Here is a 25,132-nt window from a genome sequence, read left to right as displayed (position 1 = left end):
GCCACGGCTGAGGCCACGGCTTGCCTGCAGAGGCCCGGGATTTCCCGGGCCTTTGTTTTTCCGCGCGGTGGCCGCAGCCACGCATGGCGTGGCCATCCCACCCGCCCGGTAGCGCCGGGCCATGCCCGGTGGATGCACCGTGATGCGTGCATCCCCTGCCCATGCCACCCACCCGGTAGCGCCGGGCCATGCCCGGCGGAACCACCGTGATGCGTGCATCCCGTGCCCATGCGCGGCTTGCTATAGTTCGCCCGCCCTCAATCCATCACGGATTCGTTCTACATGCCCAACTTCCGTCCGCTTGCCATCGCCCTGGGCATCAGCCTGGCGACCCTGGTTCCGACCCACGATGCGTTCGCCGCCAAGAAGAAGGCCGCACGCGCCCCGGCCGTCAGTGCGCAGTGCAGCGATTTCTACGACGCCACCAACGCAGGCTGGCTGAAGGCCAACCCGGTGCCGCAGACCGGCGCCGCCACCGCACTGGGCCAGCTGGTCGACCGCAGCCGGCAGCAACAGCGTGAACTGCTGGACGCCTCGATGAAGGCGCCGCAGGGCAACGTGCAGAAGCTGCTGGGCGACTTCTGGGCCAGCGGCCTGGACGAAGCGGCCGTGGAAGCCGACGGCTCCAACCCGATCGCACCGCTGCTGACCCGCATCAACGCGATCAAGAAGGCCAAGGATGTCCCGGCCTCGATCGCCGCGCTGCACCAGGTCGGCATCCCGGTGGCCTTCAACTTCGGTCCGGACGTGGACCTGAAGGCGCTGGACCGCCACATCGGTTACTTCATGCAGGGCGGCATGGGCCTGCCTGATCCGGCCTTCTATACCCGCACCGACGCCGACACCGTCGCGTTGATGGGCCGCTACCGCAACTACGTCAAGCAGATCCTCGCACTGACCGGCACCCCGGCGGCCAAGCTGGACGCCGAGTCGCAGGCGGTGATCGCGCTGGAAACCGAACTGGCCCGCAATGCGCAGTCGCTGGCGGGCATCAACAACCCGTTCAACAACTACGCGCCGATCTCCACCAAGGACCTCAACAGCCGCTACCGCAACCTGCAGCTGGATGCGTTCCTGAAGGCGCAGGGCGTCAACGATGACCTGGTGTCGCTGGCCGATCCGGCGCTGTTCAAGCAGCTCGACGGCATGGTCACCAAGCTCAAGCCGGACCAGTGGAAGGCCTACCTGCGCTGGCGCGTGGGCGACTCGATGGCGCCGTACCTGTCCAAGGCGTACCGCGATGCGGAGTTCGAATTCCGTGGCCGCGTGCTGCGTGGTGAAACCCTGCCGCCGCAGCGCTGGGAAAGCGTGCTGGACGCGATCAACGTGGCCGCTGGCCCGATGGTCGGCCGCGAATACGCAGCCCGTTACCTGTCCGCCGAAGACCGCCGCCAGGCGGCGTGGATCGTCGACAAGGTGCGTGAAGTGCAGATCGAAGCGGTCAAGAACAACAGCTGGATGAGCGCCGAGGCCAAGACCGAAGCGCAGGCCAAGCTGGCCGCGCTGAAGATCGAGATCGGCACCCCGCTGCGTGACCTGGACTACAGCGTGCAGCCGATGGGCCGTGGTTCGTTCGGCGGCAACATGCTGATCGCGTCCACCTGGCGCCACCGCGAGGAAATGAAGCGCATCGGCAAGGGCAACGCCGACCGCCGCTGGGACGTGCTGCCGCAGCAGCCGTCGCTGGCCTATGACCTTGCGCAGAACCGGCTGATCGTCACTGCGGCGATCCTGCAGGGTCCGGTGTTCAACGCCAAGGCCGATGCCGCCGACAAGTTCGGCAGCTTCGGCGGCCTGGTCGGCCACGAGCTGACCCGTGCGATCGATGCCAAGGGTGCGCTGGTCGATGCCAAGGGCGAACTGCGCAGCTGGTGGACCCCGGCCGACAAGACCGCCTGGACCCTGCTCGGCACCCGTGTCGCCAGCCAGTACGGCGCCTACGAGTTCCCTGGCGTGAAGGGGGCCAAGGTCAACGGCACGCTGACCCAGGAAGAGAACCTGGCCGACATCGCCGGTCTGGAGCTGGCCTGGGCCGCGTACACCGCGCAGGAGCCGAAGGCCAAGCCGGCACAGCAGCAGGGCTTCTTCCGCGCCTGGGCTGCGCTGTGGCCGCAGCAGCTGTCGCCGAACGAGGCCGCACGCCGCCTGACCGCCGACATCCGTGCACCGGGCCGCTGGCGCACCAACGGCCCGCTGTCGAACCTGCCGGCGTTCGGCGCCAGCTTCAGCTGCAAGCCGGGCCAGCCGATGCAGCGCACCGACGGCGAGCAGATCAAGGTCTGGCGCTGAGGTTCATGCAACAGCGGTAACGGAAAGGGCGCCTTCGTGGCGCCCTTTTTCGTCGGTGGACATCACGCGGGCTTCAACGTTCCCCGGTAATGCACGATCCGCCCCACCACCGGCGCGCCGATCTCCACGTCGAAGACGAAGCGCCCATCCTCATCACCCTCGAAACTGTTCTCCCCGGGCAACAGCCACTGCGGCAACGGCAGGCCCAGGATCGACCAGCGTCGCGGCACCAGTTGCAGCCGCCCGTTGTTGACCAGAAGTGCCAACGCTACCGATACCGCACCGAACCGTTCGACCAGCAGCGCTTCGTTGCGCCCCTGCCCCTGCGTCTGCAACGAAGAGAAACGACGGCCGGCAAAGGTCCGTGTCCAGCGCTCACCACCCGCCTCTGCGGTGAACTCCACGCTGACCGGCACTGCCTCGCCCGCTGCCGGAAAACCGAACACGTTCCCCAGCAACCGCGACAACACCCCACCACCGCGTTCGACCGATGCCGTCCCGCTCCAGCGCTTGGCGGCGGACGGTGCATGCAACGCCTGCACGCTGGCCGGCAGCTGCGCGTACGCGCTGCCCAGCAGGCGCTGGTACAGGCTGGCACCGGGCATGTCGCGGCGGAAACCGGTATGGATCGTGCGTCCGTCGAACAGCCGGTCGTAGTCGGACAGTTCCAGCGCATGCGTGGCCGGGCGTGCACCCGGTGACGGCCGATCACCGGCCAGCTGCTTGCGGATCACCGCTTCGATCGCCATCGACGGGATGTACGGGCCGTCATCGGCCTCGGCCAGCAGGTGCCAGCTCTGTTCCATACGCTCACCATCGCGGGTGCCCACGGCGCGCACGATCATGCCGCCGCGATGCTCGCCGAACTTCATCAGGTTCAACACGGTATAGAACAACCGCGAGCATGGCTCCAGCGATGGCAGTTTCAGGTGCAGGCGCGCCTTGGCCAGCAGATTGAGCACGCGATGCAGGATCTCCGGCACCGGGCCAGCCCCCATCCAGATGTCGGTCATCGTCGGATGTTCGGGTGGCAGCACCTGCAGATCGGGCACATCCACCAGCGAGAAATGCAGGTTGCGCAGCGGCAGCCGCCCCGGCACCGCGACGGTGAAGCGGCGACTCTCGGCCAGGCCGATGCCGTGCCCATCGCGACCGTTGCGGCGCAGCTTCACCGGCGCACCGGCATAGCCGACCACCGCCCGCATCACGTTCAGGCCGATGCCGGCATACGGCGATGGCGCGATGCCGCCTTCCACGCTGACGATGTCCATGTGCGTGGCCATCTCGCGCAGCACTGCCGCGGTCAATACCGGGAAACTGCTGACGCCTGACAGTGCGTAGATGCCAGCCGCCCTGGCCTGCGCGTCGTACTGCGAAACGCCGAATACGAAGTCTGCCGCGTCGGCGAAGTCCAGATAATCAATGCCGGCGGCGATACAGGCTTCGATCGCGCCATAGCGGTGTTCGCCATAGTCCTGGAAAGGACCGGAGGCATCCACCACCAGGTCCGGTCGCTCGGCCTGCAGGGCCGTGGCCAGCCGTTGCCGGTCGACCTGCAGTGGACGCAGCGTCGATTGCCCCACATAGCTTGCGCAGAAGGCCTGTGCCGCCGCCAGGTTGCGGCCACCGATCAGCAGTTCCAGCATCGGCAGGTCGGCCAGCAAGCGGACCAGACGCCCCCCGAACACCCCATATCCACCCAGAATCAGGATCTTCACGCTTCATCCCTGTCGTGTCGTCCGGCCATGGTAGCGCGGCGCCGACAGCTCCCGCAGTGCAGCACGATCCGGCATTAACACCGCCCATGCTATCGCTGCGCCTTCGTCCACTGCGGAGCCCCGCCATGGCTCACAAGAACACGATCTGCGTCTGGTATGACAACGGCGCGCTCGAGGCCGCCACGTTCTATGCGAAGACCTTTCCCGACAGCGAAGTAACCGCTGTGCATCACGCGCCCGGCGACTTCCCCGACGGCAAACAGGGGGACGTGCTCACCGTCGAATTCACGGTCTGCGGCATTCCCTGCGTCGGTCTCAATGGTGGCCCGACCTTCAAGCACAGCGAAGCGTTCTCGTTCCAGATTTCCACCGAGGACCAGGCCGAGACCGATCGCCTGTGGAATGCCATCGTCGGCAACGGTGGCCAGGAAAGCCAATGCGGCTGGTGCAAGGACCGATGGGGCGTGTCCTGGCAGATCAGCCCGCGCATGCTGATCGAAGCGGTGACCAGCAAGGACAAGGCCCTGGCCAAGCGCGCCTTCAACGCGATGATGCCGATGAAGAAGATCGACATCGCCACCATCGAAGCGGCGATCCGCAACGCATGACGACGTTGGACACGATCATCGTTGGCGGCGGCCACAACGGGCTGGTGTGCGCGGCGTATCTGGCGCGCGCGGGGCAACGGGTGCTGGTGCTGGAGCGTCGCGGCATCCTTGGCGGTGCGGCTGTCACCGAGGAGTTCCACCCGGGCTTCCGCAACTCGGTGGCCTCGTACACGGTGTCGCTGCTGCAGCCGAAGGTGATCGAGGAGCTGCAGTTGCATGCGCACGGGCTGCGCATCGTCGCGCGGCCAGCCAACAACTTCCTGCCATTGCCTGATGGCCGCTACCTGCTGTCCGCACCTGGCCGCACCCAAGCCGAGGTGGCGAAGTTCTCCGAACGCGATGCGCAGGCGCTGCCCGCCTATGAAGCGCGCCTGGAGGTATTTGCCGATGTGCTGCGCGACTGGGCGCTGCGTCCGCCGCCCGACCTCGGGGTGATGGCCGGCTGGCGTGCGTTGCCGGCGTTGTGGCAGATGGGCCGGTTGGGACGGGAGCTGGCCGCACTCGACCCTGCACTGCGCCAGGAACTGCTGGACCTGTTCACGCTGTCGGCCGCCGAGTACCTGGATCGCTGGTTCGAAAGCGAGCCGATCAAGGCCCTGTTTGGTTTCGATGGCATTGTTGGCAACTACGCCAGCCCGTACACGCCAGGCAGCGCCTACGTACTGCTGCATCACGTGTTCGGCCAGTGCAACGGGGTCAAGGGCGCGTGGGGCCACGCCATCGGTGGCATGGGCGCGATCAGCCAGGCCATCGCCGCCTCCGCGCGTGCGGCCGGCGCCGAGCTGCGCGTCGATGCCGGCGTGCAGCGCCTGCTGGTTGAGGACGGGCGCGTGGTCGGCGTCGCGCTGTCCGGCGGCGAGAGCCTGCGCGCACGTGCCGTGGTGGCCAACGTCAACCCGAAGCTGCTGTACGAACAACTGCTGCAGCCCGCCCAGATTCCCGCCACCACCCGTGAACGCATGGCGAACTGGCGCTGCGGCTCGGGCACGTTCCGGATGAACGTGGCGCTGTCGCGGCTGCCGGATTTCCGTGCCCTGCCCGGCCCCGGCGATCACCTCAGTGCCGGCATCATCATGGCGCCCAGCCTGGATTACATGGACCGTGCCTGGCTGGATGCACGTCGCGAGGGCTGGTCGCGCGAGCCGATCGTGGAGATGCTGATTCCGAGCACGCTGGATGATTCGCTGGCGCCACCCGGGCAGCATGTGGCCAGCCTGTTCTGCCAGCACGTGGCGCCGGAATTGCCCGATGGCCGACACTGGGATGATCACCACGATACCGTCGCCGACCTGATGATCGCCACCGTCGATCACTTCGCCCCCGGCTTCGCCGACAGCGTGCTTGGTCGACAGGCACTGTCACCCTTGGATCTGGAGCGGACGTTCGGGCTGATCGGTGGCGACATCTTCCACGGTGCGCTCAGCGCCAACCAGCTGTTCTCGGCGCGGCCGATGGTCGGCCAGGCCGGCTATCGCGGCGCCCTGCCCGGCCTGTACCTGTGCGGTGCGGGTACGCATCCGGGCGGCGGGGTCACCGGCGCGCCCGGGCACAACGCGGCGCAGGTGGTGCTGGCCGATGCATGAAATGCGTGCCAACCAAGGTTGGCACCTACCGGCGTCAAGGCGTGCCAATCAAGATTGGCATCTACCTGCGTGGGACAAGGTGTGCCGACCAACGGTCGGCACCCACCTGCGCCTCACTTCACGCTGCGCAGGTGGTTCGGGCGCTTCGGCGGGCCCGGGGGACGACGCTTGTTGAACGGCGGTTGGCCACGCCAGTAACGGATCAGCAGCCAGCCGAACAGCATGCCGCCCAGGTGCGCGAAATGGGCCACGCCCGGCTGCCAGCCGGTCATGCCCAGCACCAGCTCGCCCACGCCGAACAGGATCACGAACGTACGCGCCTTCATCGGAATCGGCGGGAACAGCAGCATCACCCGCTGGTTGGGGAACAGCATGCCGTAGGCCAGCAGCAGGCCGAACACACCACCGGACGCACCCAGCACCGTGGCCGGATTGTCGAGCATCGTACCGACCAGCAACTGGCACAGGCCGGCGCCGACCACGCACACCAGGTAATAGGTCAGGAAGCGCTTCTCACCCCAGGTCTGTTCCAGCGGCGCGCCGAACATGAAGACGGCCAGCATGTTGAAGAACAGATGGAAGAAACTGCCATGCAGGAAGCCGTAGGTCAGCAGCTGCCAGGGCTGGAAATTGCCGCCCGGCGAGAACGCATCGAAGCCCTGCTGCAGCGGCTGCAGCATGAACGGCTCGAAGGTCTGCATGCCGAGCAGGAACGGCTGCTGCAGCAGGAACAGGATCGCGTTGGCGATCAACAGGGCCTTGGTGACGGTTGGCAGTCGCGGGAACATGGGGACACCGGCATGGAACGGCCTCCATCATAGCCGCAGCACCGGCCCTTTTTGACCAGAGCGGACGGTCGCCCGTTCAGTCGCAGGCAGCGATCAGCCCGGCCCCCATACGGCCGCATCCAGCGCCGCCGCCGGGTCGGTCGCGGGCATCCGCACCCGGCCGTTTTCGACGATGACACCCTCGGCGCGCAGCCGCTGCGATTGTTCGCGCCAGCCGGCCGAACCTTCAGCCATGGCGATGCGCCCATCCGAGCGCAGCACCCGGTGCCAGGGCAGCGAGGGATCGTCATTCTGGCCGAGGATGCGTGCGGTCAGCCGGGCGCGTCCGGGCAGGCCGGCGCGCATCGCGACCTGCCCGTAGCCCATCACCTGCCCTGGCGGGATCGCATGGATCACCGCCAGGATGCGGGCACGCGCCTGCTCCGGCGTCAGCGGCGCAGCCGCGTCACCAGCAGCACGCCGATCAGGACCAGCACGGTGCCGGCGATCTGCGCCGGCCCCATCGGTTCGTCGAGCAGCCATAGGCTCATCACGATGGTGGAAACCGGGCCCAGCATACCCACCTGCGCAGCCAGCGACGAGCCGACGCGCTGCACCGCCAGCATGATCGCCAGCACCGGCAGCACGGTGCAGACCGTCGCGTTGATCAGCGACAGCCACTGCACGGCAGCGGGGGCCTGCCACAGCAACGGCAGCGGATGGGTAATGGTGAAATGCAGCAGCACCAGTACGCTGGCCACGCAGCTGGCGTAGGCGGTCAGACGCACCGCGCCGATACGGGCGACCACCTGGCCGCTGCCGAACAGATACAGCGCATAGCTGAGCGCACTGCCCAGCACCAGCAGGCTGCCGAGGATGATCTGCCCACCCTCCCGCTGCAGGTCATGGCCGAACGCGATCAGCACGCCGAGATAGCTGAGCACCAGCGCGCCGACCTGCCACCGACCCGGCCGCTGCCGCGCCAGCAGCACGTTGATCAGCAGCACCAGGGTCGGGTTCAAGTACAGGATCAACCGTTCCAGGGTCACGCTGATGTACTGCAGGCCCTGGAAATCCAGCAGGCTGGACAGGTAGTAACCGGTGAAGCCAAGCCACAGCACGCGCGCGCGGTCGGCCCAGGACAGTCGCTCGGCACGGTGCGAGGCCCACACCGCCATCAACGCGAACAGCGGCAGCGCCATCAGCATGCGCAGCGCCAGCAGCGTGGTCGCGTCCACGCCATGGCGCAGCCCCAGCTTGACGATGATCGCCTTGCCAGAGGCGGCGATGGCGCCGATCGCAGCCAGGCCGATGCCGCCCAGAGCGATGCGCGGGGACGTGGTGGCGATACGGGGGGAAGAAGTGGACATCAGGAAAAAAACGGGGCGCATGGGCGGCTGGAAGCAGCCGGATTGCTTTCAATTGTCTCATGGCATTTCCGGGCGAACGATCCGATGTCCGTTCATGCTCATTGCAACTCCTGATCCACGCATGGCGTGGATCTACGTGTCGACCAAGGTCGACACCCACCCCGCCATCCCACAAGAACCCAGCTTTTTGCTGTTGCCGTTGCTGTTGCTGTTGCTGTTGCTGTTGCTGTTGCTGTTGCTGTTGCTGTTGCCGTTGCCGTTGCCGTTGCTGTCGAGGTTGCCGGCCAGCGGCCGGCACTACCGTGAGTGTCGGCTCAGCGCATCAACACAACTTCTTCAGCAGACGTCGGGTGAATCGCCACCGTGTCGTCGAACTGGGCCTTGGTCGCACCCATCTTCACCGCCACCGCGAAACCCTGCAGGATCTCGTCGGCCGCTTCACCGAGCAGATGCACACCCACCACACGCTCCTCCGGACCAGCGCAGACCATCTTGAACAGGCTGCGCTGGGTGCCGTTGGCCAGCGCCTGCAGCATCGGCCGGAACCGGCTGTGGTACACGGTCACCTGCTCGAAGCGCGCACGTGCATCTTCCTCGCTCATGCCTACCGCGCCCAGCGGCGGGTGCGAGAACACCACGCTGGCCACGTTGTCGTAATCCATCTTCGCATCCGGGCGACCACCAAACAGACGATCCATCAGGCGTCGCGCTGCAGCCACGGCGACCGGCGTCAGGCCGACCTTGCCTGCGATGTCACCGACCGCATGCACGCTTGGCACCGCCGTGGTCTGCCACTCGTCCACCTCCACCTGCTGGTGTTCGCCGATGCCGATGCCCAGTGCTTCCAGGCCGAGATCCTTGCTGTTGCCGCGCCGGCCGGTAGCGAAGAACACCGCGTCGAACACACTGTCGATCGGGCCGTCATGGCCGAACGCGCGCACGCGTTCGCCGTCGCGCTTCAACTCACGCAGACGGTAATCGAAGTGGATGCGCACGCCCTGCTGGCGCAGGTTCTCGGCCAGCTGCGCGGTCAGCTCGTAGTCGAAGCGCTCCAGCAGGCGGCTGCCACGTACCAGCAGGCTCACCTTGCTGCCCAGCGCCTGCAACAGCCCGGCAAGTTCCACGGCGATGTAGCCGCCGCCGATGATGGCGACCTCGGCCGGTGCCGCACGCAGGTCGAAGAAATCGTCGGATACCAGGCCCAGTTCGGCGCCGGGAATGTCCGGCCGCTGCGGATGGGCGCCGGTGGCGATGAGGATCTGCGCAGCGCTGTAACGCACGCCATCACTGCACGCCACCGTGTGCGCGTCCAGCAGATGGCCGCGGGCCGGGATGCGCACCACGCCGGTTTCATCCAGGCGCTTGTGATAGCTGGTGTGGATGTTGCTGATGTAGGCCTGGCGATGGATCACCAGTTCCTTCCACGACAGCGCCGGACGCGGCGCCACGTCGAAGCCCATCGCGCTGGCCAGGCCGATGCGCTCTGCCAGATCGGCGGCCAGCCACATCGCCTTCTTCGGCACGCACCCGACATTCACGCAGGTGCCCCCCAGTTCACCCGGCTCCAGCAGGGCAACCCGCTTGCCATGCTGCGCAGCGCGGATGGCACCGGCCAGGCCAGCGGAACCGCCGCCAAGGACGATCAGATCGTAATCATAAGAGGGAGTATTCATCGCAATCGCTCGAGTCGACAGGGAAGATGGCGGGCGAGCGCCCGCAACGAAGATCGGCAGGCAGCGGGTTGGCGCCGTCACCCATGCTGCTGCGAGCATGCCACGGCCCGCTGCAGGCCAGACGTGAGGGCATGCAGCCACGCAGGTCGAAACGCGCGCGGCCGGCATCGATCACGCCTGCCCGGCCCCACGGCGCAGTGCTGGCCACTGCCGGTACGTCATCGCACGCCACAGCCATTCCATCGGACCAAAGCGGAAACAGCGCAGCCACAGATGGCTGAAGATCACCTGCGCTGCAAACAGCAGCAGTGCCAACAGCAGCTGCCAGGCACGCGGCAGCACGTCGAACCATCCCAGCCCGTAGTGATAGAACAGCAGCGTGCAGACTACCGATTGGGCAAGGTAGTGGGTCAACGCCATCCGACCGACCGGCGCCAGCCACCCCATGCGCGCGCGCCAGTGCACGATCCAGGCCAGGTAGCCCAGGCACATCGGCACACCGCCCACGGCCACCAGTGCCATTGCCGTGGTGGTCGGCAGGTCATAGACACCCGGCGCCAGATACGGCTTCCACAACACACCTGCCAGGGTGGCCAGCAGGCCCAGCGGCAATGCGATCCAGCGCAGGCCGGCATACAACCGCGGGAAACGCTCCGGCGCGGTCAATGCGCCGCTGCCGGCGAACCAGGCACCCAGCAGGAACATGCCCAGCACTTCGGGCCCGGAAATGAACATGCCACCCAGCGACGCGCCGAACTCATGCAGGCGCTGCACGTTGGCCTGCATCCAGTCACCCTGGCCGTACACAAGGCGTTGCTGGTCGATGCCCTGCTGCGCGTCGACCAGCATCTTCTGCAGGTCCTGCGGGGTGGCCATTGACACCATCGCGCCGACCAGCAGCATCAGCGCAACACCCAGCGCATACACCAGCAACCCCATCCAGGGCAGCCAGCTGCGCGGTGCCTCACGGCAGGCCAGCAATGGCAGCGAGGCCAGCGCATACAGCACCAGGATGTCACCCGACCAGACCAGCAGTGCATGGCACAGGCCGATCAGCAGCAGCCCGGCGCTGCGGCGCAGGTAGAACGGAGTGAACTGGCGGCCCGCTGCCTCGGCGCGCTGGGCCATCACCGCAAAGCCCGCCCCGAACAGCAGCGAGAACAGGGTGAAGAATTTTCCCTGCACGAACACATAGACGAAGGCATCGGCCCAGTAGTCGATGCCCTGCCAATGCGCGTCGATGCCCGTAAAGGCCAGGTCCAGCGGCCCACTGAGGGCCTCTATGTTCATCAGCAGGATGCCCAGCAGGGCGAAGCCACGCAGTATGTCCAGCACGGCGATGCGTTCGCCGGAAGCCACCGGTTGCAGGGAAGGGGAAGCGGTGTTCACGGGGCATCCGGCGTGCAGGTCCGTCATTATGCCGCCGGCCTGCGGGCCATGGACGACCCCGCCCTGTTCCAGATACGCAACGGCCCGCCGAAGCGGGCCGTTGCTGCCATCACGATCGCGGTGCGATCAGTGCTGGTGACCACCGTCACCGTGGACGTGGCCGTGTTCGAGCTCTTCCTTGCCGGCTTCGCGCACGTCGACGATCTCGACGTCGAAATGCAGGTCCTTGCCGGCCATCGGATGGTTCAGGTCGACGTCGACCACGCTCATGCCGACCTTCTGCACGGTCACGGCACGCGGGCCGAAGTTGGTCTGCAGCACGACCTGCTGGCCCGGGACCAGCTTGGCGGTACCGAAGTGCTTCTTCGGCACGCGCTGGGACAGGCCATCACGGCGCTCGCCGTAGGCATCGGCCGCCTTGACGTCGACGTCGAAGGTCGCGCCGGCTTCCTTGTCCATCATGGCGTTTTCCAGGCCCGGAATGATGTTGCCGTGGCCGATCAGGATCGCCAGCGGCTCGCCGCGGTCCTTGGACGATTCGATCGGCTCCTGGCCGGCCTCGGAGACGGTGTAGTGGAAGCGGACAACGCGGTCTTTTTCGATCTTCATGCGCAACTCTGTCTGGATCTGCCGGAGGCAGGCGGGTTGGGGCGGGTTGTCGCCCGGCGGGGACGCCGCCATCATGACGGCCAATCCAAGGTCGCGCATTATCCGGAGAACATGCACATCACGCCAGTTTCGTCCGGCACGCGCCGGCTCCTCGCGCCCGCCCTGCTGCTGGCCCTGCCCCTGCTGCTGACCGCCTGCGGCGGCGGCAAGGCCGTCCGTTCCGCACCGCCGCCGCCTGCGGCAAGCTGGCCCAGCACCACGCCGGACAACCCGGAGGCCGCCAATTCAGTGCTGATGCGCGCCATCAGCCTGGTCGGCACGCCCTATCGCTACGGCGGCAACACGCCCGAATCCGGCTTCGACTGCAGCGGCCTGGTCGCTTACGTCTACCGTGAAATGCTGGACCTGAAGCTGCCGCGGACCTCACGCGACCTGGCGACGGTACAGGGGCCGAAGATCGACCCGAAGCGCCTGGCAACCGGCGATCTGGTCTTTTTTGGCAGTCGCGGCAGTGTCAGCCACGTCGGTATCTACGTGGGCGAAGGTCGATTCGTGCACGCCCCGAGCACCGGCGGAACGGTCCGCCTGGATTCCCTCAGTGGCCCCTATTGGAAGGACCACTACACAGGGGCGAAACGCGTCCTTCGCTAAAATGAACAGGCGATATGTTTAAAACTGTGACAATCATCACGGCGGAACTAACGATTTATTAACGGAATTTTTAACTTATTACTGCTTTTACAGGGCATGATGCCCCATCGTTTTTTTCCTTGTGACCGACGCGTGACGACAAACGACCCGACGTGCCAAGGCCAGACCGCCGCTTCTTCGCGTAGTGTCCGCCCGCTTCTGCTGGGCCTGGCATTGTGTCTGACCAGCCTTCCCGCCTGGTCGCAGTCCGCTCCCACCCGTACCGATGCGACCCCGGCTGCCACCGCCGAGACCGCCCCCCGCGCAGCCGCCAAGGCCGACGCCACCGCTCCGCAGCGCAGCCGCGCCGATGCCGCCGCCAGCGCCACCCTGGCCGCCCTGCTGCCGCACCTGGCCGCCAATGACACCATTCCCCTGATGGACCGCTCGGCCATGGTGGCCGGTGACCTCAGCCGCCTCCTCGCCAATTACGACACCAGCAGCGCCGCCAATGGCAGCGTCGTGGTCGGCAACGCTGCCGACAACGGCAAGGTACAGTCGTTGCTGCGCCGGGCCATGACCCTGCTCGGCACCCCGTACCGTTGGGGCGGCAGCAATCCGGACAGCGGCTTCGACTGCAGTGGCCTGGTCGGTTACGTGTTCCGCTCGGCCCTGGGCATCGAGCTGCCGCGCGTCTCGCGCGAAATGGCGCATGACGCCAATGCCGAACTGATCAACGACCGCGCCGCCCTGGCTGCAGGCGATCTGGTGTTCTTCGGCCGCAAGGGCCGGGTCGACCACGTCGGCATCTATGTGGGCGATGGCCGCTTCCTGCACGCTCCGAGCACCGGCAAGGACGTCCGCGTCGACACCCTGCTCAGTGGCTACTGGGGCAACAAGTTCATGCAGGCCCGCCGGGTCGACCTCTGATCCGGGGTCATCTGCGCATTGCCTGAAAAGCCGCTGCCCTGCAGCGGCTTTTTCATTGGGCGGCTGGCCGTAACCGGGGCCGCTGGCCGCTGGCCGCCGCTTGCTGCGTTGGTCCTTGATGTCAAGGTTGCAGTGACCGCGACAGGCCGACCGTGTTCGGCCACAGCATCCCGGCGCGGGGCGGCGCGCCGGGTGCCCGGCTGGGCCGCCCGTGTTGCCTGGGGGAAAGGAATGGCGGCAAGCCTGGAGATTCCATCACGTTGCGCAATCTGGTTCGGCCAACCGCAGGCAGCCGAGCGGGGTGCGCTGGCGGCGGCCGGTTGGCAACTGCGCTGCGTCAGCCCTGCCCCTGCCATGGCCATCGGCCTGCGCAGCCGCGACCACTTGGTGGCCATCGTCGATCTGCGTCACCTTGATGCCGACGCCGTGCAGCTGCTGCTGCCGTGGATCGAGCGGCATCACCACCTGCCCTGGCTCGCCGTGCTGCCCCCTGGACTGGGCAGCGCTCCGCCCGCGTGGGGACCGCTGCTGCGCGCGTGCCGCGACCAGTTCGCGCTGCCGCTGGAACTGCACGATCTGCTGTCGGCAATGCAGCGGCAATCCGAGGGCGACGACGCGTTGCCGCACATGGTCCGCGAGTCCGGCAACCTGCCGGCGCTGATCGGCGACAGCACCGCCCTGCTGTCGGTGCGCGCCTCCCTGCATAAATTCGCTCCGGTCGACCTGCCGGTGCTGGTCACCGGCGAGACCGGCACCGGCAAGGAGCTGGCCGCACAGGCGCTGCATGCCTTGTCCGGCCGAGCCGGCAAACCGTTCCTGGCGATCAACTGCGGCGCGATCCCTGCCAATCTGGTGCAGTCCGAACTGTTCGGCCACGAGCGTGGGGCCTTCACCGGTGCCGCCCAACGCCGCATCGGACTGTTTGAAAGTGCCCACGGCGGCACCGTGTTCCTCGATGAAGTCGGCGACCTGCCCGCCGACGCACAGACCAGCCTGCTGCGGGTGCTGCAGGAGGGGACGCTGGAACGGGTCGGCAGCAACCAGCCGCTGCGTGTGGACGTGCGCGTACTGGCAGCCACCCACGTCGAACTGGAACAGGCGGTGGCCCAGGGCCACTTCCGCCGGGACCTTTACTACCGCCTCAATGTCCTGCGCTTGCCGATGCCCGCGCTACGCGAACGCGGCAGCGATGTCCTGCTGTTGGCCGAGCACTTCCTGCGTGGTTTCCGCCAACGCCACCCCGGCCGCGCACGCGGGTTTGATCCCGGCGCACGCCAGGCCATGCGCGGGTTCGACTGGCCCGGCAACGTACGTGAGTTGTTGAACCGCGTGCAGCGGGCAGCGATCGTGGCCGAAGGCGAGCTGATCAACGCCGCTGACCTGGACCTGGCAGAGCCGGACGCCCCTGCGCGGCGCGCGCTGCTGCAGGATGCGCGTGGCCAGGTGGAGCGCGATGTACTGCTGCAGGCCCTGCGCCAGCATGGCTACAACGTGTCGGCGTGTGCGCGGCACATGCAGATCTCGCGGGTCACGATATACCGGTTGTGCCGCAAGCATCATCTGGAACTGCCGGCGCAGCGCTGACAACGCAGGCCCCTGCGCAGCCGGGCATGCACCGACACCGGCAAAGCGCGGCCATGCAGCGCCGCGCCATGCCGGGCTGCCGCGCTTACAACATGTACGGCACCTTGAATGCCAGCGTGAAGTCCGGCGCATCCGGGGTAAGGCCGATCCCCAGCAGCGTCACCAGCGTGGTGTGCTGGTTCAACGCGTAGGTCACGCCGAGATTGAGCGAGGCCGCATTGGCATCGCTGCCGATCACCTTCACCCATTCACCGCCCTTGAACCGGGTCGAGGCGCGCGTGCTGATCTTGTCGCTGAAGGAAATGCTCAGGCTGGTGCGCTCATTGAACGCGAAGGCCACGCCGGCACCGAAGTACACCGAACCGCCCAGTTTCACATCGCCGGGATTGACCGTATCCGGGTTGCTGTCGATATCGCTGAAACCGCGCGGGAACGAATGGATGTAGCCGGCGTTGGCGAACAGGATCGCCGGATCGGCGGTCTTCACCATCGATACGCCCAGGTTGGCCTGCCACACGCCGTTGCCGGTCGGCTGTTCCTGCGGCACCGCGAAGCGGATGTAGTCATCGTCATCGCGCTCGATTACTTTCCAGTCCAGCCCATAGGGCGCGCGGCCCGTTGGTGCGGTAACGCCACCGGTCAGCACCGTCTCCGGGCGCCAGCCGCGTTCGGCGAACAACCGGTAGTTGGCACTCAGGCTGACATCGCCGATGCCGCTGCCGTTGGTTTCTTCCTGCGCGATCGCCGCCGCGGCACCGCCGGCACCGCCTTTCTGGTAGACCGTGCGCCGTGCCAGGTATGGCACGTCCATGTTCAAGGTGAGATTGGGGCTGACGCCCCAGCGCGCGGCCAGGTTGTAGGTCAACGAATCGGATTCGACGTTCTCGATCGCGATGTTGCCAAGGAAGATCGCATCCAGGGCGAGGAACCCGTTGAGCGTGAGCTGCTTGCGGTCGTAGCGCGCATAGGTCAGGCCGTTCTCGATGGTGAACCGGCGCGAGAACAATGCCGCCTGCTGCTGCTTGACGTCATCCACGCTGCGCCGGGCCTCCTGCTTGGCCTGCTGTGCCTCGGCCGCGCTGCTGGCATAGCCTTCGCTGCTGGGCGGTACCGCGGATGCCGCAGCCGGCGCCAACGGCGCAGCGGGCGTCGCACCGGGGCCTGCGCGACCACTCAGCCGCGCCTGCATCGCCTGCACCTGCATGTCCAGTTCGCGCAGGCGTCGTACCTCCTGTGCGTAATTGGCCTTGAGCTGTTCCAGTTGCGCGATCAATGCCTGCATGTCGGCGCCATCACTGGGCGCAGGCTGCTGGGCGAAGGCAGTGGCCGCCAGCGCCGCCAGCGCCAGCGGAGTAAGCCGGTAGAAAGTGTGCATGTCGGTGACCTGCGTTGTACGTCGGTTCCCCCCGACCAGGCCGTGTTACTGGCCTGGGCCCATGCCGCGGTTCATCCCGATCGCCTGGGCCACGTTCTGGCTCAAGGGCAGGTTGTTGGCCGCGGTATTGCGTACCAGCTCCAGCTGCAGCCGGTTGCTGGCGGTCTGTCCATCGCCGGCCAGGGCAATGCCCTGCCCCACGCTGCCATTGCGGATCCACTGCTGTACCAGGCTCTGCCCATCAACCTGCAGCAGCAGGCGCGCCTGGTTGCCATCGAGCATGGCGGTGGCAGTAGCCCCGCCCTGCTGTGCCTGTGCCATGCGGCTGCCGTCATCGCCCAGTGCGGTCGGCACCGCGCCGTCACGCACGGTCAGGGTGGTCACGTTGCGTGCGGTGTTGCCATCGCCGGCCACCTGCACGCTCTGCACCAGTCCGCTGGCATTGGCCAGGCCGGTACTGTCGATGCTGCGCCCTGCCGTTGCCGGCAACGGTGCGTCAGCGGCGGTAACCTGCACGCTCGGCTGGAAGCTCAGCTTGGGGGTGCCGCCATTGCGGAAATCCATGCCCAGGGTCAGCGCGCCCTGCACCACTGCACCGTTGGGTCCCTGCCACTGCGAAATCATCGTCACCCCGAACCAGGCCACGTTGTTGCCGCCAACGGTGTAGCGGCCGCGCATCAGGTTCAGTTCGGGATCGGGTATTTCCTTCAGGCCTCGCCCCGGTGCACCGTCTGCCGCCATCAACGGCGACACCGGCAACATCAGCAGCAGAGCGAGTACTACACGTTGGCATTGCATGATCGTGCCTCCTTCAGAACAGGTCGGCGTGGCTGAAGCCGAAGTCGACCAGTTCGGCATCGGTGATCGGTCCCTGCCGCGCATACAACGCGCGGGCACTGGGCCGTTCGCTGGGTTGCAGCAGCACCGTATTGCGATCGAAGTCGCTGCCGATCACGACGAAAACGGCGCGTGACGGCCAGGCGGCACTGAACTCGGCCAGTGACAGGCTGCGGTTGCCCAGGATCGGATCGGCCACTTCCACCACCCCGTCGCGCACCTGCTTGAGCACGACGAAATGCCGGAAGCCGCGTACATCCATCAGCACCAGTCCAGGAACCCGCAACGTGCGCAGGCGCGATTCATCGATGCGATAACCACGTCCACGCATGCCCAGCGATTCGACATAGCGTTTGATGTCCAGCAGTGAAAAACCGCGTTCCTTGACCAGCTGTGGATCCGATACCCCCATCATTCCCTCGATCACCGTCGCCTCGGTGGTGTCCAGGTGGTAGGCATAACGCAGGATGGTGGCCAGAGCGGCCGCCCCGCAGCTGTAGTCGGTGTGCTGCCGCACCAGGTTGCGATAACGGCGCTCCTGCATGCTTTCCACCTTCTGCTGCAGCAGCGCGCCATTGGGCAGCACCCCGCTGAACACCACCTCGCCTGCCCAGCCACATGCGCTGGTCAGCAGCAGCAGGCAGGGCAGCAGACGCAACCACCAGCGATGACCGGCCATGCCGTTCTCCACGAGAAGGAAGGAGCCCCTGCCCCAAGGGGGAGGAGGGACAGGGGCCCCCGGGGGAACCCGGCCATTGGCGGATGGCCGGGCTTGTTGCGCTCAACGCAGGTTCGCTGCGAAAGCGGTCACACCGTGGATCACTCGCCGCCGCCGGTCCCACCGCCGGTGCTCGGCTGCGCCACGGCCAATGCCAGGCTGTTGGCCTGCAGGTTGCCGGTACCCGATGCCACGTTCACGCCGATGTTGCCGGACGCGCCGGAGAACGCGCTGCCGGACAGTGCCGAGGTGTTGGTCGCATTGACGTTCACCCAGCGGGTGGTGCTGACCGTGCCGCTGAGGCTGGCATACAGGTCGGCCACGCCCAGCTCGACGAACTGGCTGGTGCCGCTTTCACGCGTATCGAAGCCCAGGCCACCCACTCCCGGCCGGTTCGGGTTCATCGTTGCATTCTGGATCTCGTTGTCCAGATCGATGTGCCCGGTCGCATTGCCACCCGGATGCGGCAGATCGCCACTCCACGAATCGAGGTAGTAGTTGGCCATCTGGTAGGCATTGCCGGTGCCGCGATAGGTACCGGCACCCACGGCCAGGGTACCGCCTGCCACGCGACCGCTCAGGCCGACCTGCACCGTATCGGTGTAGGACTGCACGAAGCCGGCGTTGGACACGGTGTTGCCGGTGGACACCTGGTTGGAGCTGATGCTCGACTGTGCCATCGCACTGGTTGCCACCGAGGCTGCGAGCGCGTTCTTCTGCTCGTTGTTGTTGCCCGAGGCGATGTTCACGCCGATGTTGCCCGAGGCACCGCCGAAGGCATTGCCACCGAGGCCGGCGGCGTTGGTGACGCCGGAGTTCATGGTGGTGTTGCCGAAGCCGGCCTGGTTGACGAACACCTCGGCGTCGGCCATGCCGAAGCTGAAGGAAGCATCCGCAGCGGACAGCGACGCAGCATTGTCCTGCGCGTTGTTGTCGCCGGCCACCACGTTGAAGCCGAGGTTGCCGGAGGCACCCGCACCGACATCATCGGCGATCGATGCACTGTTGGTGACCAGGCTGTTGCCGGTGAGGTTGTTGCTGATCGACTGGCGGTTGTCGATCACGGCGATGGCTGCCGAATCCAGGTCGATGTCACCGGTGATGGTCGGATCGCCGGAGAAGTTGATGTCCGAGCTCAGCCGCAGATCCTTCTCCAGGTTCACGTCGACGCCGTGGTTGTTCTTTTCCTTGCGCTCGTCGGCCTGGATGTTGCTGTTCTTCTGCACCTGCTCGTTGACGTTCACCGTACGGGTACGGCTCACGTTCGAGGTGTCGGTGTTGTTGCGTACCGTGGTGTTGGTGCGGGTCCAGTTGCGGACTTCGTTGTCGGTATGGTTGTGCGTGTCGTTGCGGGTTTCGGTCACGACATGGTTGTGGTTGATGTTCGCATTGGCATTCTGGTTGTCCCAGCCATTGGCCGCAGCAGCGGTCGAGGCAGTGGCAATTGCCATGGCGAGTACGGTCTTTTTGACAGTCGCTTTCATGGTGCCCTCTCTCTCATCAGGTGATTGGTTCGGGTGGGTGGTACTCACGGGTTGCCCTGCACGACCAGGCCCAGAACATTGGCCGTATCGTTTCGCGCTCCCGCGATCTGATTGAGTTGCAGGACACCGTCGAAGCCCCGCAGTGCCGTCGACGAAACGCCGACACTGCGGATACCCGCCGCAACACCGTCACCGGTATCGCCCTGCCCCCCTGCTGACGCGATGTCCGAGGCGGCCAACGCCGTGTCATCGGACTCGCGTATTCCTTGCCGGGCCAGCGTCGCGCTGACGACGTTGAGCGTCGTGTTGGCGATGCCGCTGGCCTGGTTGATCGATGCAATGCCGCTGGCGCCTGCCAATGCCTGTCCGGCGATGTGCGCGCTGGCTTCCAGTGGTGCCGAAAGCACGACGTCGTTGCTGTGCTGCTGGCGCGCAGCGATGGCCACGTCGGCGCGGTCGCCGCTGGCCATGCCATGCAGATTGGCCTGGATGTTGAGATCGCCCGCCGCCTGGTTGATGGCGATGGCACCACTGGCACCGGCCAGCGCGCGACCGTCGATGCGGGTTACGTCGAGGTAGGCCAGCATCCCGCTGTAGTCGTCGGCCAGCGCTGTGGCGGGCAATGCCAGCCAGGCCGCCAGCAGCACTGCGCGCTTCACTTGCCACCCGCCTGCGCCGGAGCGCCCAGCGGGAACTGCGACAGTGCGCCACGCACGGTATCGCCGATGCCGCGCGTGGTATTGCCGACCGCCCCCAGCGGGCCGCTCATCGCACCGCTGAGGCTGCTGCCGCTCATCATCCCCTCGCCCGAGCGTCCAAGGGTTCCGCCCAGGGCCTGCTGCGTCACCCGCTCGACAGTGGTGACGCCGTGCGCGCGCACGCTGCCGGTCTGGCCAGCGCCGAGGCCGGCGTAGTCGTCATCGCTGAGTTCATCCATGCCGCTGGCAGCGCCGCTGCTGCCGAGTGCGGCGGCGATCTCATGCTGCGGTTTCGGATCGGCGATCAACGCCACGCCGGGCGGCGCCATGCGGTAGGCCGGGCGCGTAGACACGTCGCGCAGCAGGACGATCTCACCCGGCTGCGCCTTCACCCCTTGACGGGCACCCGAAGCCGCAGCCGCCAGCGGAACGGCCAGCACCAGCAGCAGCGCAAGCCGCCGGCCAGAAACAGTGAAAAGGGTGGTGCTGCCGTCCATGCCGCTCTCCCGTTGCATATGCGCAGGGAGAGAGCAGCTTTCGTGCCAACACCGGAAGTCCGTCGCAGCGGGGGTTTGACGGGTAACACCGCGGCGGCATGACGCCACAGTGTTACAACTTCGTTCGGATTCCGTTCGCCTTAACGCGCAGGAAACACCACTGCGCAAGGCGCCATCGGGGCTGTATCAGTAGTGTTACAGGTACTGATACAGCCCGTTGCAGTGCCGCTTCAGGCGCGCGGCGGACTCGGGTCGGGATCATCGATGCCGACGTTGGTGGACGGGTTGTCGTACACCGTCTGGTCGAGCAGGCCGGTTTCCTTGGCCACCAGCACCGGCACCAGCATCTGTCCGGTCACGTTGGTCATCGTGCGCATCATGTCCAGGATGCGGTCGATCGCATACAGGTAACCGATGGTTTCCAGCGGCAGGTTGGCCGCGCTCAGCACCACCGTTGCCATGATCACCGCCGTACCCGGCACGCCGGCGGTGCCGAAGCTGCCCAGCACCGAAGCGATCAGCACCACCACGTACTGCTCCGGCGTCAGCGGCACACCGCTGTACTGGGCGATGAACACCGCGCACAGCGCCGGATAGATCGCACCGCAGCCGTCCATCTTGATGCTCGCGCCCAGCGGCACCGCGAACGAACCGTAGTCCTTGTTCACGCCCAGGTTGTGGGTGATCGAGCGCAGCGCGACCGGCATCGCCGCGAAGCTGGAGGAACTGACGAAGGCCACCTGCATGCCCGGCGCCGCGCCACGGAAGAACTTCAGCGGGTTCAGGCCATGCGCCAGCAGCAGCGCGCTGTACACCACCACGATGTGCAGCGCGCAGGCCACGTACAGCGCCAGCACGAAGTGGCCCAGCGGCAGCAGCTTCTCGAAGCCGTAGCTGCCGACCAGGCCGGCAATCAGGCCGAAGGTGCCGATCGGGGTGACTTCCAGCACGAAGCGGGTCACCTGGATCATGATGTCGCTCATCTGCCCGACCAGCTTGCGCGCCTCGGTCACCTTCTCGCCAAGCTTGACGATGGCAAAGCCGACCAGGCCAGCGAAGAAGATCACCGGCAGGATCGAACCACGGCCCGCCGCCAGCACGGTCTCGCCGGCGGCGTTGACCTTGGTGCCGATACCCGACAGCGCGTAGAACACGTTGGACGGCACCACATCCAGCAGCACCTGCACCACGCTGGGCACTTCGCGCGGCACATAGTTGCTGGCCATCGACAGCTGCAGGCCACCGGCGCCGGGCTGCAGCACCGTACCCACGCCCAGACCCACGCATACCGCCAGCGCGGCAGTGATCACGAACCACAGGAACGTGCGCCCGCTGAGCGCGGCGACCGATTTCTGGCCGTGCAGCGAAGAGATCGCGTTGATGACCGCGAAGAACACCAGCGGCACCGCGATCATCTTGATCAGCGTGACGTACAGCTCGCCGAGCGGGCCGAACCAGGTTTCAGCAGCCGGGCCAAGCGCCCAGCCGGCCAGCGCACCGAGCACGAAGCCACCGACCACGCGCTGCCAGAATGGAATCCGCAGCCAGGCAGAGACCAGCTTCATAGGCAATCCAAGGGGGTAGGAAGGGATGCTGGCACGATAGCCCAAGGCGGCCCGCAGAACGACCGCCCGCGTGGCAAATCAGTGTGTCATCGGCGTGCCTTGCGAGGCCGGGCATAATGAACGTCCCGTTACACTTTGTGAGATCCCAGCGTCCATGCGCCGTTCCGTCTCCCTGTTGGCCGCCTGCGCCACGACCCTGCTGCTCGGCGCCTGCGCCAGCACCGCTCCCGCGTCCGCCCCGGCCGGCCTGAAGGTCACCGTTGCCCCCGTCGCCCACCCGGCCGGTGAAACCCCGCAGTGGTGGTACCGCAGCGGCGCTGCGCAGGCAGCGGCGAACGGCGCGATGGCTGGCAAGGCCAGAAACGTCATCCTGTTCCTCGGTGACGGCATGAGCCTGACCACCGTCGCCGCCTCGCGCATCTACGAAGGCCAGCAGAAGGGCGGCTCGGGCGAAGAGAACCTGCTGTCGTGGGAACGCTTCCCCGCCACCGCGTTCAGCAAGACCTACAACACCGATTCGCAGACCCCGGATTCGGCCGGCACCATGACCGCCATCACCACCGGCGTGAAGACCCACATGGGTGCGATCGGCGTCAGTGCCGGCAGCCGCACCGACTGCGCCGACAGCCTGTCCAAGGGCCTGCTGACCTGGCTGCAGCTGGCCGACAGCGCCGGCCTGGCCACTGGCGTGGTCTCCACTGCGCGCCTGACCCACGCCACGCCGGCCGCGACCTATGCGCACTCGCCTGAGCGCAACTGGGAAAACGACACCGACCTGACCGAGGCGGCCAAGGCCGCCGGCTGCAAGGACATCGCCCAGCAGCTGCTGTCGACCTCGCGTTACGGCCGCGGCCCGCTGGTCGCCCTGGGCGGTGGTCGCGGTGAGTTCACCACCGTGGAAGAGCGCGACCCCGAGTACGACGACAAGGTCGGCCAGCGCCTGGACGGCCGCAGCCTGGTGCAGGAATGGCAGCAGGCGCACCCGCAGGGCGCCTACGTCTGGAACAGCAAGCAGCTGCAGGCCGCCGCCAACGCTCCGGCGATCCTCGGCCTGTTCGAGCCTGACCACATGCGCTACGAGTACGAACGTCCGCAGGACCCGGCCGGTGAGCCGAGCCTGGCCGAGCTGACCGCTGCGGCGATCAAGAACCTGTCGCGCCATCAGGAAGGCTACGTGCTGATGATCGAAGGCGCGCGCATCGACCACGCCAACCACAGCGGCAACGCCTACCGTGCGCTGACCGAAACCGTGGCCCTGTCCGATGCCGTGCGCGTGGCCAACGAGCTGACCTCGGCCGATGACACCCTGATCATCGTCACTGCCGATCATTCGCACACCCTGAATTTCGTCGGCTACCCGGCCCGCGGCAATCCGATCCTGGGCAAGGTGAAGGACAAGGGTGGCGAAGATGGTGCCGGCAAGCTCGACTACGCGCTGGATGGCAACGGCCAGCCGTACACCACCCTGAGCTACGCCAACGGCCCCGGCCATACCGGCACCAGCAACCAGCAACCGGCCGGTCCGAAGCGTTACCCGCACAACCCCAGCAGCTTCGAGCCGGCCAACGGCCGCCCGAACCTGCACGACGTCGATACCGAGCATCCCGACTACATGCAGGAAGCGCTGGTACCGATGAAGTCCGAATCGCATGGTGGCGAGGACGTCGGCATCTGGGCACGCGGCCCGGGCAGCAAGGCGATCCGCGGCACCCTGGAGCAGAACGCGATCTACCACATGATCGTGCAGGCCACCCCGGCCCTGCGCGATCGCCTGTGCCAGGCCGGCACCTGCGACGACAAGGGCGTACCGGTGGAACTGCCGGCACCGGCCACCTTCGAACGCAAGGCCGAGGCCAAGTGATGGCGCGGCCGGCACGCTCTGCGCTGGGCAGCCTCCGCCGTGCGCGCTGGCTGGCCCTGCTGGGCGTGCTGGCCAGCCCCTGGGCGTCGGCGCAGGGCCCGGCCTGCAAGGTCATGACCGAAGAGCACGGGTTGTGGATGCTGCCCGGCTGCGAGGTCGTCGATGACAAGCCGCAGATCAGCGCGGAGACCCTGCAGGATCTCCCCTACGACGGCGATGGCCTGGCGCTGGTACAGACCGCCGATGGCTTCCACTACGTCGACCGTCGCGGCCGCAGCCAGGCGGTGATCGCCTGGGACAACGGCGCAGACCCCCTGCAGGAAGGCCTGTTCCGCGGCCGCATCGGCGATCGCGTGGGTTATTTCAACGCTGCCTTCGAGCAGGTGATTGCGGCCACGTTCGATTTTGCCTGGCCGTTCCAGGATGGCGTGGCCGAGGTCTGCAACGGCTGCCGCCGCGGCACGCCCGATGGCGACGGGCATACGCCGATGGAAGGCGGCGAGTGGTTCCGCATCGATCGTTCCGGTCGTCGAGTGAAGTAAGGGTTTTTCGGCAGGGCTGCGCCCTGCACCTGCCGAACAACGGCAACGGCCGAAGCAACAGCAACAGCGGCATTCCGTGGGATGGCGGGGCGGTGTCGGATTGCGGGGACGCCGTGAACCCATCCATGGGGGCTTGGCAGCCGCATCAATGCGGCTGACACCCCGCAATCCGACACCGCCCCACCTCTGACAGTTGGCCGGTGGCCAGTAGATCCACGCCATGCGTGGATGAAATCTGTCAGATATCGAATGAAATTCTGGAGTCAGATCCGTGTCGACCAAGGTCGACACCCACCAAGGGCAGGCCTTGCCGTTCCGACAGATCTCAGAAAACTGTCGAAGGCGGGGTGGGTCCGGTTGCGGGGGCGTGAGCCGCATGGATGCGGCGACCGAGCTTACATGGAC

22 protein-coding genes are annotated in these 25,132 nt (G+C 66.7%); 8 read left to right on the top strand and 14 right to left on the bottom strand.

The genetic code is table 11. The features are described 5' to 3' along the window. Positions 1-282: 282 nt before the first annotated feature. Complete coding sequence (locus AC3WTC_RS15125; protein WP_025876099.1) at positions 283-2,289, top strand: M13 family metallopeptidase; 2,007 nt, start codon at positions 283-285, stop codon at positions 2,287-2,289. Between the two features lie 62 nt (positions 2,290-2,351). Here the strand turns inward: AC3WTC_RS15125 and AC3WTC_RS15120 are convergent, their stop codons facing one another. Beyond that, positions 2,352-4,007 carry a saccharopine dehydrogenase family protein gene (locus AC3WTC_RS15120; RefSeq protein ID WP_492711797.1) on the bottom strand — a complete coding sequence of 552 codons (1,656 nt, stop codon included), beginning with the start codon at positions 4,005-4,007 and terminating at the stop codon, positions 2,352-2,354. Positions 4,008-4,132: 125 nt separating this feature from the next. Between AC3WTC_RS15120 and AC3WTC_RS15115 the strand changes: the two genes are divergently transcribed. Both AC3WTC_RS15115 and AC3WTC_RS15110 read left to right on the top strand, forming a co-directional pair. Next, positions 4,133-4,615, top strand: coding sequence for a VOC family protein (locus AC3WTC_RS15115; protein WP_025876095.1), 483 nt, complete (start codon positions 4,133-4,135; stop codon positions 4,613-4,615). Next, positions 4,612-6,198, top strand: coding sequence for a phytoene desaturase family protein (locus AC3WTC_RS15110; protein ID WP_492711796.1), 1,587 nt, complete (start codon positions 4,612-4,614; stop codon positions 6,196-6,198). The genes AC3WTC_RS15115 and AC3WTC_RS15110 overlap by 4 nt, the downstream gene beginning before the upstream one ends. 113 nt (positions 6,199-6,311) lie before the next feature. Here AC3WTC_RS15110 and AC3WTC_RS15105 read toward each other — a convergent pair whose 3' ends face one another. The 6 genes from AC3WTC_RS15105 to AC3WTC_RS15080 all read right to left on the bottom strand — a co-directional run bounded on the left by AC3WTC_RS15105 (position 6,312) and on the right by AC3WTC_RS15080 (position 12,006). Continuing rightward, positions 6,312-6,986 (bottom strand): rhomboid family intramembrane serine protease, encoded by a 675-nt coding sequence (locus AC3WTC_RS15105; protein ID WP_025876091.1) that lies wholly within the window; start codon positions 6,984-6,986, stop codon positions 6,312-6,314. Between the two features lie 93 nt (positions 6,987-7,079). Next, complete coding sequence (locus tag AC3WTC_RS15100; protein WP_394122484.1) at positions 7,080-7,508, bottom strand: MGMT family protein; 429 nt, start codon at positions 7,506-7,508, stop codon at positions 7,080-7,082. Further along, entirely contained in the window at positions 7,415-8,335 is a 921-nt protein-coding gene (locus AC3WTC_RS15095; protein WP_263929172.1) for a DMT family transporter, read from the bottom strand. Before AC3WTC_RS15095 ends, AC3WTC_RS15100 begins: the two co-directional genes overlap by 94 nt. 314 nt (positions 8,336-8,649) lie before the next feature. Beyond that, a complete protein-coding gene (gene gorA / locus AC3WTC_RS15090; protein ID WP_032975041.1) occupies positions 8,650-10,008 on the bottom strand; it encodes a glutathione-disulfide reductase in 1,359 nt (452 codons plus the stop codon). 171 nt (positions 10,009-10,179) lie between these two features. After that, positions 10,180-11,424, bottom strand: coding sequence for a DUF418 domain-containing protein (locus tag AC3WTC_RS15085; protein ID WP_492711795.1), 1,245 nt, complete (start codon positions 11,422-11,424; stop codon positions 10,180-10,182). Positions 11,425-11,523: 99 nt separating this feature from the next. After that, positions 11,524-12,006, bottom strand: coding sequence for an FKBP-type peptidyl-prolyl cis-trans isomerase (locus tag AC3WTC_RS15080; RefSeq protein WP_025876084.1), 483 nt, complete (start codon positions 12,004-12,006; stop codon positions 11,524-11,526). A 111-nt stretch (positions 12,007-12,117) separates the two neighbouring features. Here AC3WTC_RS15080 and AC3WTC_RS15075 point away from each other — a divergent pair, with 111 nt between their 5' ends. From AC3WTC_RS15075 to AC3WTC_RS15065, 3 genes are all read left to right on the top strand, one after another. After that, complete coding sequence (locus AC3WTC_RS15075) at positions 12,118-12,657, top strand: C40 family peptidase (RefSeq protein ID WP_492711811.1); 540 nt, start codon at positions 12,118-12,120, stop codon at positions 12,655-12,657. A 132-nt stretch (positions 12,658-12,789) separates the two neighbouring features. Further along, on the top strand, positions 12,790-13,566 hold the full coding sequence (locus tag AC3WTC_RS15070) for a C40 family peptidase (protein ID WP_025876080.1): 777 nt from the start codon (positions 12,790-12,792) through the stop codon (positions 13,564-13,566). Between the two features lie 231 nt (positions 13,567-13,797). Continuing rightward, positions 13,798-15,150 carry a sigma-54 interaction domain-containing protein gene (locus AC3WTC_RS15065; protein ID WP_059064753.1) on the top strand — a complete coding sequence of 451 codons (1,353 nt, stop codon included), beginning with the start codon at positions 13,798-13,800 and terminating at the stop codon, positions 15,148-15,150. 85 nt (positions 15,151-15,235) lie between these two features. Here the strand turns inward: AC3WTC_RS15065 and AC3WTC_RS15060 are convergent, their stop codons facing one another. From AC3WTC_RS15060 to AC3WTC_RS15030, 7 genes are all read right to left on the bottom strand, one after another. After that, positions 15,236-16,525, bottom strand: a complete 1,290-nt coding sequence (locus AC3WTC_RS15060) for a transporter (protein WP_492711794.1) — start codon at positions 16,523-16,525, stop codon at positions 15,236-15,238. Positions 16,526-16,570: 45 nt separating this feature from the next. After that, positions 16,571-17,323, bottom strand: coding sequence for a hypothetical protein (locus AC3WTC_RS15055; RefSeq protein WP_032975046.1), 753 nt, complete (start codon positions 17,321-17,323; stop codon positions 16,571-16,573). A gap of 13 nt (positions 17,324-17,336) precedes the next feature. Continuing rightward, positions 17,337-18,041, bottom strand: coding sequence for a C39 family peptidase (locus AC3WTC_RS15050; RefSeq protein ID WP_025876073.1), 705 nt, complete (start codon positions 18,039-18,041; stop codon positions 17,337-17,339). 140 nt (positions 18,042-18,181) lie between these two features. Continuing rightward, complete coding sequence (locus AC3WTC_RS15045; protein ID WP_025876071.1) at positions 18,182-19,564, bottom strand: FapB/FapC family functional amyloid domain-containing protein; 1,383 nt, start codon at positions 19,562-19,564, stop codon at positions 18,182-18,184. Between the two features lie 44 nt (positions 19,565-19,608). Continuing rightward, positions 19,609-20,223, bottom strand: coding sequence for a FapB/FapC family functional amyloid domain-containing protein (locus AC3WTC_RS15040; protein WP_049466254.1), 615 nt, complete (start codon positions 20,221-20,223; stop codon positions 19,609-19,611). Then, the gene (locus AC3WTC_RS15035; RefSeq protein ID WP_099843219.1) at positions 20,220-20,759 is read right to left on the bottom strand and encodes a FapA family amyloid fibril periplasmic chaperone; all 540 of its coding nucleotides are present in this window, start codon (positions 20,757-20,759) and stop codon (positions 20,220-20,222) included. Before AC3WTC_RS15035 ends, AC3WTC_RS15040 begins: the two co-directional genes overlap by 4 nt. A 230-nt stretch (positions 20,760-20,989) precedes the next feature. Continuing rightward, positions 20,990-22,324, bottom strand: coding sequence for a dicarboxylate/amino acid:cation symporter (locus tag AC3WTC_RS15030; protein WP_025876066.1), 1,335 nt, complete (start codon positions 22,322-22,324; stop codon positions 20,990-20,992). 154 nt (positions 22,325-22,478) lie between these two features. On the opposite strand from AC3WTC_RS15030, the gene AC3WTC_RS15025 reads away from it, so the two are divergent. Further along, a complete protein-coding gene (locus AC3WTC_RS15025) occupies positions 22,479-24,185 on the top strand; it encodes an alkaline phosphatase (protein WP_134832895.1) in 1,707 nt (568 codons plus the stop codon). Beyond that, entirely contained in the window at positions 24,182-24,727 is a 546-nt protein-coding gene (locus tag AC3WTC_RS15020; RefSeq protein WP_033831688.1) for a WG repeat-containing protein, read from the top strand. Before AC3WTC_RS15025 ends, AC3WTC_RS15020 begins: the two co-directional genes overlap by 4 nt. Positions 24,728-25,132 lie beyond the last annotated feature (405 nt).

The sequence above is a fragment of the Stenotrophomonas sp. FW305-C-20-S1 genome (assembly GCF_058783335.1).
This window is presented reverse-complemented; position numbering and strand designations above follow the sequence as displayed.